At 47.2% G+C, this 14,100-nt stretch carries 12 protein-coding genes and 1 pseudogene; 4 read left to right on the top strand and 9 right to left on the bottom strand.

Annotated elements, in window-relative coordinates; genetic code table 11:
* Positions 1-14: 14 nt before the first annotated feature.
* Positions 15-1,082: a pyruvate dehydrogenase (acetyl-transferring) E1 component subunit alpha gene (gene pdhA, locus JCM10914_RS06260; protein ID WP_036717234.1), complete on the bottom strand. Its 1,068-nt coding sequence runs from the start codon at positions 1,080-1,082 to the stop codon at positions 15-17.
* 255 nt (positions 1,083-1,337) lie between these two features.
* Between pdhA and JCM10914_RS06255 the strand changes: the two genes are divergently transcribed.
* Positions 1,338-2,069: an esterase family protein gene (locus JCM10914_RS06255; protein WP_023958675.1), complete on the top strand. Its 732-nt coding sequence runs from the start codon at positions 1,338-1,340 to the stop codon at positions 2,067-2,069.
* Positions 2,070-2,216: 147 nt separating this feature from the next.
* Here the strand turns inward: JCM10914_RS06255 and JCM10914_RS06250 are convergent, their stop codons facing one another.
* Together JCM10914_RS06250 and JCM10914_RS06245 are read right to left on the bottom strand one after the other, a co-directional pair.
* A complete protein-coding gene (locus tag JCM10914_RS06250) occupies positions 2,217-2,681 on the bottom strand; it encodes a low molecular weight protein-tyrosine-phosphatase (protein WP_023958673.1) in 465 nt (154 codons plus the stop codon).
* A gap of 44 nt (positions 2,682-2,725) precedes the next feature.
* Positions 2,726-3,367, bottom strand: coding sequence for a trimeric intracellular cation channel family protein (locus JCM10914_RS06245; RefSeq protein WP_023958671.1), 642 nt, complete (start codon positions 3,365-3,367; stop codon positions 2,726-2,728).
* Between the two features lie 148 nt (positions 3,368-3,515).
* On the opposite strand from JCM10914_RS06245, the pseudogene JCM10914_RS06240 reads away from it, so the two are divergent.
* Both JCM10914_RS06240 and JCM10914_RS06235 read left to right on the top strand, forming a co-directional pair.
* Positions 3,516-4,159, top strand: a pseudogene (locus tag JCM10914_RS06240) (thiamine diphosphokinase).
* 267 nt (positions 4,160-4,426) lie between these two features.
* A complete protein-coding gene (locus JCM10914_RS06235) occupies positions 4,427-4,924 on the top strand; it encodes a C40 family peptidase (RefSeq protein ID WP_023958667.1) in 498 nt (165 codons plus the stop codon).
* A 57-nt stretch (positions 4,925-4,981) separates the two neighbouring features.
* Here JCM10914_RS06235 and JCM10914_RS06230 read toward each other — a convergent pair whose 3' ends face one another.
* The gene (locus tag JCM10914_RS06230) at positions 4,982-5,704 is read right to left on the bottom strand and encodes a response regulator transcription factor (protein WP_023958665.1); all 723 of its coding nucleotides are present in this window, start codon (positions 5,702-5,704) and stop codon (positions 4,982-4,984) included.
* A 227-nt stretch (positions 5,705-5,931) separates the two neighbouring features.
* Between JCM10914_RS06230 and JCM10914_RS06225 the strand changes: the two genes are divergently transcribed.
* Positions 5,932-9,291 (top strand): discoidin domain-containing protein, encoded by a 3,360-nt coding sequence (locus JCM10914_RS06225; RefSeq protein ID WP_023958663.1) that lies wholly within the window; start codon positions 5,932-5,934, stop codon positions 9,289-9,291.
* 37 nt (positions 9,292-9,328) lie between these two features.
* Here the strand turns inward: JCM10914_RS06225 and JCM10914_RS06220 are convergent, their stop codons facing one another.
* The 5 genes from JCM10914_RS06220 to JCM10914_RS06200 all read right to left on the bottom strand — a co-directional run bounded on the left by JCM10914_RS06220 (position 9,329) and on the right by JCM10914_RS06200 (position 14,089).
* A complete protein-coding gene (locus JCM10914_RS06220) occupies positions 9,329-10,378 on the bottom strand; it encodes a ThiF family adenylyltransferase (RefSeq protein ID WP_023958661.1) in 1,050 nt (349 codons plus the stop codon).
* Between the two features lie 102 nt (positions 10,379-10,480).
* Positions 10,481-12,034, bottom strand: a complete 1,554-nt coding sequence (locus JCM10914_RS06215; protein WP_023958659.1) for an ABC-F family ATP-binding cassette domain-containing protein — start codon at positions 12,032-12,034, stop codon at positions 10,481-10,483.
* A gap of 123 nt (positions 12,035-12,157) precedes the next feature.
* Complete coding sequence (locus tag JCM10914_RS06210; protein ID WP_023958657.1) at positions 12,158-13,147, bottom strand: hypothetical protein; 990 nt, start codon at positions 13,145-13,147, stop codon at positions 12,158-12,160.
* The gene (locus tag JCM10914_RS06205) at positions 13,134-13,688 is read right to left on the bottom strand and encodes a hypothetical protein (protein WP_023958655.1); all 555 of its coding nucleotides are present in this window, start codon (positions 13,686-13,688) and stop codon (positions 13,134-13,136) included. Before JCM10914_RS06205 ends, JCM10914_RS06210 begins: the two co-directional genes overlap by 14 nt.
* 5 nt (positions 13,689-13,693) lie before the next feature.
* A complete protein-coding gene (locus tag JCM10914_RS06200; RefSeq protein ID WP_023958653.1) occupies positions 13,694-14,089 on the bottom strand; it encodes a hypothetical protein in 396 nt (131 codons plus the stop codon).
* Positions 14,090-14,100: the final 11 nt, after the last annotated feature.

The following is a 14,100-nucleotide window of genomic DNA, read 5'->3' as shown; positions in this document are numbered from 1 at the left end:
ACTCAAGCCTTTATTTATTGAAAATCCGCTTTTTGCTCTTCAAGATGCTTCGGCGTTTGCTCGAACATACTGTCGATCAAGCCAGGTACGGTCATTTTCTCCGTTTGCTCCGCTTTCTTGATCTGTTCGTTCACCTTCGCCTTTGCTTCTTCCTTCACGCGAGCTGTATCTTCTTCTGTCCAGAGGCCTTTCTTCTCCAGGTACTTCGCAAGACGAGCAATCGGATCCTTCTCGTTCCACTCGCCTTCCTCTTCCTTCGTACGATATTTCGTCGCATCATCGGAGAGGGAGTGTGGACGGAAACGGTAAGTCAGAGCTTCAATCAGGGTTGCACCTTCACCGTTGCGCGCACGCTCTGCAGCATCACGAACAGCTTTGATAACAGCGAATACGTCCATACCGTCAATCTTGACACCTTTAATACCAGCGGCAACAGCTTTGTGCGCAATGGACAAGGCAGCCGTCTGCTTCGAGAACGGAGTCGTGATCGCATAGCCGTTGTTTTGTACGAAGAAAATAGCAGGCAGTTTGTACACGCCGGCAAAGTTCAAGCCTTCATAGAAGTCGCCTTCGGAAGAACCGCCATCGCCTGTGTAGGTGATAACCACTTGCTTCTGTTTCTTCAATTTGTAGCCCATTGCAATACCCATAGCGTGCAGGATCTGAGCACCGATAATAATCTGTGGCATCAGTACGTTCACGCCTTCTGGGATTTGCCCACCATGCTGATGACCGCGCGAATACAAGAACGCTTGGTACAGCGGCAAACCATGCCATACGATCTGCGGCATGTCACGGTAGCCCGGGCAGATAAAATCGTCTTTCTCAAGTGCGAATTCACTGCCGACCATAGTCGCTTCCTGACCAGAGACAGGCGCATAGAAACCGAGACGCCCTTGACGGCCAAGATTTACGGCACGATCGTCCCAAGTACGGGTAAATACCATACGGTACATAATTTCTTTCAGTTGATCATCCGACAGTTCAGGAAGAAGATCTTTGTTTACAATTTCGCCATCCGGGGAAAGTACAGATAGAGCCTCTACTTCCTCGGTATATACTTCATAAGGAACCTTGGTCATTTTTTTCACCTCAATAAATATTTGAATATCAAGTTCCGCTGTTATAGAATTATTATACACCTGTTTTACTGCATTCGTCAAAGAAATACCTCATAAAATTTCAGATTTTTCGACGTTTGTATATATAACAGAGTGTGAATAATACTATAACAGTATGACAAACATCATAGAACAGCAGGCGTTAAGAGAAGACTAGGGCCATTGTAACTTAATGCATCTCTTATTTCAAAAAACGAACAGAAAAGGTGACGTGCCATGACGAATGAACGATTATTGAAGCGAACCATCGTTAAAGAAGTGATCGAGAGCCAATTTTTGCAGGAGAATCGAACATTGCGCATCTATCTTCCGCCGGGATACAACGAAGTCCTCAGTTACCCCGTCGTATATTGCCAGGACGGTGAAGAATTTTTCAATTTCGGGAGAATCGCGACCTGGGCCAACCAGTTGATTCTGGAGGAAGGCGTTGAGCCGTTCATTATTGTAGGCGTTGAAGTCAACACCAAAATCCGTACTGAAGAATATGCGCCTTTCGGTAACCGGTTTGATGCGTACCTTTCATGCTTTGCCGAAGAAATTATTCCCTATGTCGAGCAAAAATATCCCGTTCGTCGTGAAGCTTCCGAGCGCGTGTTGGCCGGTGATTCGTTAGGCGGAAGCGTATCGGTCCACCTTGCCCTCCGTTATCCCGAGTTATTCACACGAGTAATCAGCTTGTCCGGCGCCTTCTATGAGATGTCCCAGGATATCATTCAGAAGGAACACGATTTGTCGTGGCTGAACATCTATATGATTGTCGGTCTACAGGAAGACAACTTTACCACCGATACAGGGGTGTATAATTTTGTAGAGCTCAATCGCTCGGCCAAATCCTTGTTAGAGCAACGGGGTGCTACCGTTTCATATCATGAAAAAGACGGTCGACACATCTGGGGCTTCTGGCAAAAAGAACTGCCTGCTGCGCTTATGTACTTCCTTGAATCATGATTTCTTCGTAAAAAAGATGAACAATCGCGCATTTTTTATGGAATGTGCATTTGTTCATCTTTTTAGGTTCAGGCTCTCGCATCGTGGTATCGCTTTCAAATCATGTCCTTTGAACAGGCGATGAGCGACACCGCCTGTCGAGAACGATTATAGCTTTTCTTGAATGATTTTGTCCAGTAAGATGTCGCACCCTGCGTTGATGAGTTGATATACCTCTTCGAAATTACCGGTGAAGTATGGGTCCGGAACTTCTCGCAGCTTCTCATCAGGAAGCAAGTCCATAAATTTCAGGATAACCGCTTCGTCGCCCCCAGGAAGCTTGCGCAAGTTAGCCACGTTCGAATTGTCCATACCAATAATATAATCGAAATCTTGGAGATCCTGACTAACCACCTTACGTGCAGCCATTCCCTCATAACTTATCTTCCAGCTATCCAACAACTTTCTCGTCCCCTCATGCGGAACACTGCCAATATGCCAATCCCCCGTTCCTGCGGAATCGACGCTAATGGAGCGAGCAAGCCCCTTTTGGACAACTTTATGTCTTAATACTGCTTCTGCCATAGGTGAACGGCAAATATTCCCCAAACATACGAATAACACGGATACCATGAACTTCTCTCCTCTCGCTGGAAATGGACTACCCTCAATAGTGACTAGGAACTCATGCTCTTGCTTTCGGCAGCTTCTTTTCTTTCCTGCAGCATTCTTCGTGGTAACCTCCATTTATAATGAACAGACAGCATTCTGAATGCAATTACGATGACGAACAGTATCAACAACTGCCAGGTATGTGCTGCTAGTCCAAGCCCGATCATGCCACCCGCTACCATAGCCCATACCGCATAGATCTCATCACGCAGCACGAGTGGCTTTCGTCCGGCCAGCAGATCGCGAACCATTCCACCTCCGCTACCCGTAAGAACGGCCGCAACGATGACGGCAATCAAGGGATGATTCATCTCGGTAGCATAGAGTGCTCCCTGAATCGCAAATGCAGATAATCCGATGGCATCAAACAAAGCTTCGGTTTTCTTCCAATGCTGAATCCATCCGAGCGGCAAAACAAAAGCAACAAAGATTGATATCATAGCCAGTAAAATAAGATGTCCCTGCGACCACAAGCTCGTGACAGGTACCCCGATCAATACGTTTCTAATGATACCTCCGCCAAAGGCGGTCACCAAGCCCAGCACGGCTATTCCCAAAATGTCGTACTCTTCTTCCATGGCTACAAAAGCTCCGGACATGGCAAACGCAATGGTACCAATGATGCTGAAAATATCAAATACATGCATGTCCAAAATGATGATTTCCCTCGCTCCCCCTCAAATTCACATCTTACATTGTAGCCGGGGCTGCTCAAATTGTGCAAGCATGAAAACTGATTTATACTAGAGTCTTAGTATTGGTTGGCAATTCTTTCAAACAAAGGAGAGCTTAATTATGAATCCTCATCGCGTCCTTATCTTTACCGGAGGAGAATTGTCCGTGCCTTATTGGATGAAATCCGGGAGGGAGACTTCATTATAGGGGCAGATCGCGGGGCTCTGTTTCTTATTGAACACGGGGTTCATCCAGACCTCGCGGTTGGCGACTTTGACTCTGTAACTTCCGATGATATGAGTCGCATTCATGCAGCAAGCAAGCAAGTCGTCGAATGCGATCCGATTGACAAAAACTTAACCGATACCGAACTGGCCATGGAGCTGGCGATCGAGAAATCACCTGAATCTATACTTATTCTGGGCGCAACCGGTACTCGGCTGGATCATACGTTGGCGAACATTCATATGTTAATTCGCGGGCTTCATCATCATATTCCTTGTTCCATATTAGATGAAAACAATTGGATCAGCCTTACGGGTTCCAGTTGTACGGTTCACAATAAAGGCTTCACTTATGTATCCTTACTGCCGCTCACAACCGAAGTTTCCGGGATCACGCTCGAAGGATTCGAATATCCACTCAACCATGCAACTCTTCGCTTGGGACAATCCCTTGGCGTGAGCAATAAGCTAACTGAAGATCGCGGCATGGTTCATATCGAGGGTGGTTTGTTACTAATTATCCAGAGCAAAGACGCCTAAACATTACTTTTTTGTCATCTTTCAAGTTCCATTGTTAACAAGATATTAACAAGCAAAAAACCCTTGATATTCAAGGGTTTTTCTTCTGTTCTCATGATACGAAAATCCTGAAATCTTAATTTTTTGTAACTTTTAATCGTTTTTTAATAAAGAAGACCTATGCCTTGGGGCCCATGGGTTTACGGCGATTATCCAAATTATAGACGGTTTCAAATCTGATATACTCGGTTCATCGCAACAAACAAAACTGCTTGGAGGTAATACAACATGAATCGACAGAATTGGATTAAGAAGGCCGTAGTTATCAGCTTGAGCGCAACTTTAGGTGCAGGAGCGGTGCTTACAGTAGCCCCAGCAACACCAGTAGAAGCCGCATCCGTAAGCAAAGGTTCGCAAGTTGTGAACTTCGGTAAACAATATATGGGAACACCTTATAAATTCGGAGCATCTACATCCACAACGAAGGTATTCGATTGCTCTTCGTTCATGAAGCATATCTTTGGTAAATACGGCGTGAACCTGCCACGTACGGCAGCTAACCAATCCACAATGGGTAAAGCCGTTTCCAAAGCAAACCTGAAGGCCGGAGACCTCGTCTTCTTCTCTAGCGGAAGCCGCGCGAACGGTAAAAACGTGACGCACGTCGGTGTTTACATGGGCAGCGGCAAATTCCTGCACACTTATGGCAAACCAGGCGTAACCATCTCTAATCTGAACTCAGGCACATGGAAGAACACCTACCTGAAGGCTCGCAGAGTATTGTAGTTCTCTAATATTATATTACACATTCGGCTCCGTCTGAATCTAAGACCGACTTCCGCTTCATGGAAGTCGGTCTTTTTGGCTAGTATCTAACTCTTGCTGGGATATCAGCTTGTAACCCGCCCCCCGAATGGTGCGCAGCAGTTTAGGACGCCTTCCTTTATCGATCTTTTCACGCAGGTGCAATATATAGACGTCCACCACGTTGGTACCCGTATGAAAATCGTAATCCCACACTTGTCGCAATATATCTTCGCGTGTGCAAACCTTCCCCGAGTGCTTCGCCAGATATAATAACAGATCGTACTCGCGTCCCGTAAATTCCAGCACCGTTCCGTCGCGCATCACAACCCGACTTACTGGATCGATTACCAAATCACCTACGATAATATTCGCTTGTAAGTCCTGCATCTTAATCTGAAATAATCGCGACAAGTTGGAGATACGAGCAAGGATCTCCCTTTCATTTCGATCATCAGGGATATAATCATGTGCTCCTGACTCGAGCGCTGTAATGGCAAGCTCAGGTTCAAGGTTACGGCCCATTACGATAATGGGTATCATTTCTTTCTTGCTCGTAATCCTCCGAATAAGATCAAACCCTTCCATTCCGGACAAATCACTATCGATTAGCAGCATATCCGGATTCTCGGTTTGCATTAATGAGAGCACGTCTGTTGCATGATGAGCAGGAATTATGGAATAGCCGGCCGATTCAAGCGTAGGAGTCAGCAACTCCACTCGCTGTATGTCATTGGCCGCGACGACGATGGATTTGTTCATGGCTCCTCCCCACCTTCACTGCATGATACTTTAAGTATGTCTGATTTGCTCACCTTTCACTCCTTAGGAACACATTCAAACATGTTGATATCGCATATCATTTCCGTAGAAATACCTCTTATGTCATGTCATGTTTATTTCTTATAATCCTCTTAATGAAAAGAAAAGGAGGTTGAACTTTCAGCGTGTATCGAATTACATCGGTTTAAATTGAGAGGAGGAATACAATGAACAGAAAGTTTATGGCATGGTCACTTGTGTTCACCATGCTGGTCTCCACCTGGTTTGCCACGGCGGTTGCCCCTGATACCGTCGCCGCAGCCGCCGGAACCAATCTGGCGTTAGGTAAAGCGGTAACTGCCAGCGGACAATCCCAGACTTACAGTCCGAATCATATCAATGACAACAACCCCGGAACGTATTGGGAGAGCGCCAACCACGCTTTTCCACAATGGGTCACGGTAGATCTTGGAACAAGTCAAAATATTAACAAGGTCATATTGAAGCTTCCAGCTAGCTGGGAACTTCGTACACAGACATTAGCGATACAAGGCAGCAATGACGGTTCGAATTTCAGTGATATCGTCGCTTCGGCTTCTTATCTATTCAATCCTCTCGCTTCTGGCAACACAGTTACCATAGAATTTAATACAACCAGCACGCGCTATCTCAGGCTTCATTTTACAGCCAACACGGTCTGGCCAGCTGCCCAGCTATCCGAGCTTGAGATCTACGGCCCAGACATAACAGAGCCGGAGCCTCCGATTCCTCCGGTTGGCAGCAACCTCTCCATCGGCAAACCAATTACGGCTTCTTCCAGCACATTCACGTATGTGGCTGCTAATGCCAATGATCAAAATATCAATACGTATTGGGAAGGCGGTGCCAATCCAAGCTCATTGACGCTGGACCTTGGCGCGAACCACGACATCACTTCCATTGTATTGAAGTTAAATCCTTCGTCAGAATGGAGCACGCGCACGCAGACAATTCAAGTGCTCGGTCATAACCAGAACACCACATCATTCAGCAATCTGGTTTCTGCTCAGCCGTACACATTTAATCCGGCATCGGGTAATTCGGTCACGATACCGGTGACGGCAACGGTCAAGCGCCTGCAATTAAATATAACAGCTAATACAGGTGCATCTGCCGGGCAGATCGCGGAATTTGAAGTATACGGAGCAGCTGCCCATAATCCGGATCTCACCATCACGAATATGTCGTGGACGCCATCCACTCCATCAGAGACGAATCCCATCACGCTGCGCGCTACCGTTCAGAATATCGGCAGTGCGGCTTCTACAGCTACTACAGTCCATTTTTATTTAAATAACACGTTGGCGGGAACGGCTCCCGTTGGTGCACTTGCTCCAGGCGCCTCAATCACGGTGTCGGCTGATGCCGGAACCAAAGCCTCAGGCTCCTATTCGGTAAGCGCCATCGTGGATGAGACGAATCAGAATATAGAACTGAACAAAGAAAACAACCGGTACGCCCACTCAGTTCCACTCGCGGTCAATCCAGTGGAGAGCGCCGATCTGATCGGGACTGTTAACTGGACACCGGGTAATCCGGTTGCAGGGAATGCCGTAACCTTCAACGTGAGCCTCAAGAACCAGGGTAATAAAGCGACGACCAGTGGTCCTCATTCCATTACGGTTGTCCTAAAGGATGCCGCAGGTGCAACACTCCGCAGCTTAACAGGTTCTCACAACGGAGTCATCGCAGCAGGTGCGAGTGTCAACGTTCCTATTACCGGTTCCTGGACCGCGGTGAACGGCAGTTACAATGTCACGACGACGGTGGCGCCTGATGCTAACGAATTACCAGTTAAACGTGAGAATAACGTAAGTTCCACCAATTTATCGGTTTATTCATCTCGTGGTGCGAGCATGCCTTATAAACGTTACGATTCTGAAGATGCTGCACGTGGCGGTGGTGCTGTTGTGTACGCTGCCCCTACGTTCGATCAAGCACTTACGGCATCGGAAGCTTCCGGACAGCGGTATATCGGGCTTCCGAGCAACGGTTCCTACCTGCAATGGCAAGTTCGTCAGGGTGAAGGCGGGGCAGGCGTTACGATGAGATTTACGATGCCTGACTCCTCCAATGGCATGGGGTTGAATGGTTCCCTTGACGCCTACGTCAATGGCACGAAGGTAAAGACGATACCTTTGACTTCCTACTATAACTGGCAATACTTCTCCAGTGATCACCCGTCTGACGAACCTGGAGGCGGCCGCCCGCTGTTCCGGTTTGATGAAGTGCACTTTAAATTGGATACGCCATTAAAACCAGGCGATCTCATTCGCATTCAAAAAAGCGGAGCGGACAATTTAGAGTATGGTGTTGACTTTATTGAGATTGAGCCTGTGCCTACGGCGATTCCAAGACCAGCCAATTCCGTAGCGGTCACGGATTTTGGCGCAATAGCCAACGATGGCCAAGACGATCTTCAAGCGTTCCAAGCGGCTGTCACGGCTGCCGTCTCTTCGGGCAAGACCTTGTATATTCCTGAGGGCACGTTCCATCTCGGCAATATGTGGACGATCGGTTCCGTCAGCAACATGATCGATGACATTACGATCATGGGTGCCGGCATCTGGCATACGAACCTCCAATTTACCAATCCAAACGCAGCTTCAGGAGGTATCTCGCTACGCGTAAAAGGGAAACTGGATTTCAGTCATGTCTACCTTAATTCCAATCTGCGTTCCAGATACAATCAGAACGCCGTCTATAAAGGATTCATGGACAATTTCGGTAAGAATTCCAAAGTCCATAACGTATGGGTCGAACATTTCGAATGCGGCTTCTGGGTAGGTGATTATGCCCATACCCCAGCGATTATTGCGGATGGCTTAATCATTGAGAACAGTCGAATTCGCAACAATCTGGCAGACGGCGTCAACTTCGCCCAAGGCACGAGTAACTCCACAGTTCGCAACAGCAGTGTCCGCAATAACGGGGATGACGGACTTGCCGTGTGGACCAGCAACGTCAATGGCGCACCAGTGGGGGTCAACAATACGTTCTCATACAATACGATTGAGAATAACTGGCGGGCAGCTGCAATCGCGTTCTTCGGCGGAAGCGGTCATAAGGCTACTCATAATCTCATTGTTGACACAGTAGGCGGTTCAGCGATCCGAATGAACACCGTATTCCCCGGCTATCATTTCCAGAACAATACAGGTATTGTCTTCTCCGACACAACAATTATTAACAGTGGTACCAGTAAGGATCTGTACAACGGGGAACGAGGCGCTATCGATCTCGAAGCATCCAACGACGCCATTCGGAACGTAACGTTCACGAACATCGATATTCTAAATACGCAGCGCAGTGCCATTCAGTTCGGCTATGGCGGCGGATTCCAGAATGTCGTCTTTAACAATATCAACATTAACGGAACCGGTCTTGACGGTGTAACCAGTTCCCGATTCACCACTCCGCACCCGGGTGCTGCGATATACACGTATACCGGCAACGGATCAGCGACTTTCAACAACCTGACTTTACAAAATATCGCACACCCGAACGTACACTTCGTTCAACCCGGATTTAACTTGACAATTCAATAAACCATAAGAGGCGAGCGTGCAAATGCACGCTCGCCTCTTACCCTCCGACGAACTTATGATATATCGATCTGGCCTCGGCTAGGTCTGAAGTGCCGTGAATCAGCGCCCGACCATCGGCAAAAATAACGAGACGATGATGCTGATTCTGATAAATAACCATATAAGGCGTGAGCGTCGCAGTTCCATCATCTAGCTGATTTAACCTTTCGGCCAACAGTCGAAGTTCCAACTGTTTCGTGCTGGCGGGTCTGATTTGAACCGTATCCCTGCCACACAGAACCTCGCTTTTCTCTACATTTGCAGCAGACAGATACGGATAGTCGGGACTCCCCCCGCAGGTCGGACAATCTTCTTTCTTCGCTTTATCCACCCGAAACGCCACCTGCTCGTTACGCCACACATCGAAAGAGATCATGTTGTCTCGAAGCATGTGCTCTTGACCTGCCAACCATTTCATGGCTTCCATCGTTTGATGCGAAGTGACCATCTGTACCGCCTGTGGCAGAATGCCGTTCACATCACATGTATCACCGCCCAGCGGAATATGACCAAGCAAGCAGTTCAGGCAAGGCGTTGCACCAGGGCGAAAGGTAAAACTCACACCTGAACTACCGACACACCCCCCATAGATCCAAGGAATCCTGTATTTATAGCTAAGATCATTCACGATCAGACGAGTTTCGAAATTATCCGTGGCGTCCATGATCAACTGAACGTCTTGGCACAACTGCTCCAATTCATTTGCACGTGCGTCCATGACACTGACGTGGATCCGGCATTCCGAATTGATCTCACGCAGCCGCTGGGCAGCCGCAATCGCTTTGGGTAAGCGATGAATAGCGTCGTTCTCTGTATATAATTGCTGTCGTTGCAGATTGCTCCACTCTACATAATCCCGATCGACCATTGTTAAGGTGCCCACACCAGCGCGCACGAGTGTTTCTGCTATCGAACTTCCGAGCGCACCAGCACCAACAACAAGAACATGGCTTGCACGAAGACGTGCCTGTCCCTCCTTGCCAAATGGGGCAAATCGGATCTGCCTTGAATAACGGTCGACACGTATCTGCTCAGTCTCCTCATTCATGTCCGTACCCCCTAATAATATGAAGCCCATCCTGATGCAGGATGGGCTTTCGGTTTATTCAGCGAACTATCCGCCTTGTTCATGGATTCGTGCCTTTGCCACTTACGAATTTTGTAAAGACCAATCTTCAACATTCCATGTTTTTGTGACCCAGTCTTCATAGAATTCCGGTTCGTGGGAAACCAGAAGAATAGTGCCTTTGTACTCCTTGAGAGCCCGTCTCAATTCTTCTTTGGCGACAACATCCAAGTGGTTCGTCGGTTCGTCAAACAAGATCCAATTGCTCTCGCGCATTAACAACTTGCACAGACGTACTTTCGCCTGCTCACCACCACTAAGCGCCTTCATCTGGCGTGTGATGTGTTCGTTCTTGAGCCCGCAGCGAGCAAGCGCTGCCCGAACCTCATGCTGATTCATATGGGAGAACTCATTCCACACGTCGTCAATCGGGGTCAGGTTCCCAGGACGTACCTCCTGCTCGAAATAAGCAGGAACCAGAAAATCACCCTGATAGGTTTTCCCGCTAATCGGCGGAATTTTACCGAGTATCGTCTTGAGCAGCGTTGATTTACCTACGCCGTTGCAGCCTACGATAGCAATCTTCTCGCCTCGTTCTATCGTGATATTCATCTTCGGCAGCAACGGACGGTCATAACCAATCTCGAAATCGATTCCTTCAAATACCGTCTTGCCGCTAGCTCTTGCTTCCTTGAAGTTGAACACGGGCTTGGCCGCTTCTTCCGGACGATCGATTCGATCAATGCGATCAAGCTGCTTCTCACGGCTCTTCGCACGTCCTGATGTAGAATATCGTGCTTTGTTCCGCTGAATGAAATCCTCTTGCTTCTTGATGAATTCCTGCTGCTTCTCATACGCTTCAATATGCTGATTCTTATTGATATCGGCCATCTCCAGAAATTTCTCATAGTTGGCCGTATACCGGGTCAATTTGGCAAATTCCAGATGATAGATCACATCAACTACTTGATTCATGAATTCCGTGTCATGGGAAATAAGCATGAACGCATACGGATACTGTTTCAAGTATTGCGTCAGCCAGTCGATGTGCTCAACATCCAAATAGTTCGTAGGCTCGTCCAGCAGCAGAACGTTCGGCTTCTCCAGAAGCAGCTTGGCTAGCAATACCTTCGTGCGCTGTCCACCGCTTAAAGTGGCTACATCGCGATCCAGACCGATAACGGACAAACCAAGTCCGTTAGCCATCTCCTCTACCTTAACGTCAAGCATATAGAAATCACCAATATCTAGCTGTTCCTGAATTTCACCCATTTCTTCAAGCAATTGCTCCAATTCTTCCGGTGAAGCGTCACCCATCTTATTGGTGATTTCCATCATTTCCTTCTCGAGCTCAAGCAAGGGCAAAAAAGCATCCTTAAGCACGTCTCGCACGGTTTTTCCTGGTGTCAGCTTCGTATGCTGATCTAAATAACCGTAACGAATCTTCGGCGTCCATTCTACCTTGCCGCTATCTTTCAATAACTGCCCCGTCAGGATATTCATCAAGGTTGATTTTCCAACACCGTTTGCGCCGACTAATCCTACATGCTCGCCCGCCAGCAAACGAAAAGATACGTTCTTAAATAGAGTACGATCCCCGAAGTTATGTGATACGTTCTCTACAGTCAATAAACTCATGGCTATAGTAACTCCTGTCTGTATGAAATATCTGATATCATGTTAAATTAGCGTGTTATACACAGTCAAGAATTTATTGTATCACAACGAGGAGCATAGCTGAAACTACAACTTTTCAAGGGTTCATAACACCCCTGGATTAACACAACTTTTCTCCAGATATCCCGCGGCCGCCGCTTGCTTGGCACTTGGAAAAACTTCTAATATGGCGTCACCAAAAGAACATACTTCACGGTAATAGTACCTAATACCTCTGTGATCCATACTTCCATAGTAGACCGGGTTCTTAACCAATCGTCCCCCTCCCAGTGCATAATTGTTGTAATATTGATCTCCAATTGGTAAACCTTGTATAAACGCAAGCAGTCCAATATCATCTATCGTGTTAAGCCATTCCTCTTGCGCGATGTAGGGCAACATAAAGTTGTATGATATACCGTTTCGCAGAGCCCCTTGATTATGTCGTTGTATATAATACGTTAAGTGTTCCTGAATCTGGTTCACAATCGTGATACGTCTCATTTGTTCGAAGGTATCCTCATTATCTAATAACCTCACCAACGTTCTCCCCGATAACTCTTTCTGATAACCTCGCTGCCACTGCCTGGAAGCTGATTCATAGACGTTGACGTAAGAATCTAGCGTGAAATGCACACTGTTCCCTATACTGTCCGTCCACGCATACGGAATTTTGGGTGACCAGACATGCTGCAGCACTTCTTCACCCGCGTCGGATTCATAGCTTTGCAGAGCATAGATGTAATAACCGTCATAATCGATCACAACGAGTGCCGGGATATACCACCACAGTGCTGCTTGTGCAGCTGGATCTTCAGCGATACCCATATTGATATAAAGCGTCTTGGCGAACGATTCCAAGGCTAATTCCTTATCGGCATTCATAAATTTCAATGAATCATATGCAGGTTCCATCCCCTGACTCGCATTGACGTTAAGCATAAAGCCAGCATCTTGCGCCGCTGTACGCAAAGCTGACGAATACTTCAACTCTACATATCGAATATCCTCCAGATTCTCCGATCTGAATCCCAATATAATAAACATTGGAAGGAAGATAGCCGTAAATATAATAGCCAGATCAGTAATCTTCATTCAAGACCAGTCCTCCATACGGAAATGCGATGGCTGCTTTCCCTGCAGAATTCGCACCGGTTAAGCTATCAAATAACGTCATGCCTGACGTTGGATTCAAACTGCGAACACTGACTTGAAAGTGATCACCGATTACAAGATGATATCTACGGGTGTCGTCATCTTTCGGAGCTGAAGAATCAGGGAACAAATAAGCCAGCACATCATCCTGGTAATACGTGTCATAGAGTACAACATACCGATTCCGGAACGTGGCCGGATCGGCTGGATCATCATAATCGGGATGATACTTCTTATGATGATGTTCCATCTGGACATCGTACTCATTCCCCGTCGCGGCTAATTCCTGCAGGAATCCTTGATACATGATCGGTGTAATGTATCCTTTGGTCCTTACACTGTCCACGAACTTGGTCACCGACTGATAGACTACAAGTCGAGAAAGATCGTCCTGCCTTCTGGACACCTCACCCAGTGGAACAAGATAGAGCAGCAGCAAAGCCAGGAAAGCTGCGAACCATTTCGATAAAGCGTTGGACATTGTTGCTACCTCACTTTAATAAACATCATTCGGGTCACCATGCCAGCAGCGTTACGCTCGTAATTTACGTAATAATTCGCTTGTCCATCAATCATGGATACATCGATTTGTTCAGGATCACTGCCAGCATAGAATGGTATTCCATCAATAAGTACATCATACCGACCGACTTGAACTTCCCGTAACGTGAACAACACGGCACTGCCCTTATATGTATGAGTTTCATCTTGATTCACTTTATCTACAGTCGCTACACCGCCATGCTGCTCCTGAGTCGTGATCGCAACGTTCCGGATCCCCAACTCCACCGTTTGCTGGATAGCAAGAGCATGAATACAAGCTCCGAGAAATAGCGCCAGAGCTGCTGCCAAATGGAGTATGCTTTCGGTTTGTTCACGCATAATGGCACTCC

The sequence above is a fragment of the Paenibacillus sp. JCM 10914 genome, from assembly GCF_001315105.1.
Classification (GTDB): Bacteria; Bacillota; Bacilli; order Paenibacillales; family Paenibacillaceae; genus Paenibacillus_AQ.
This window is presented reverse-complemented; position numbering and strand designations above follow the sequence as displayed.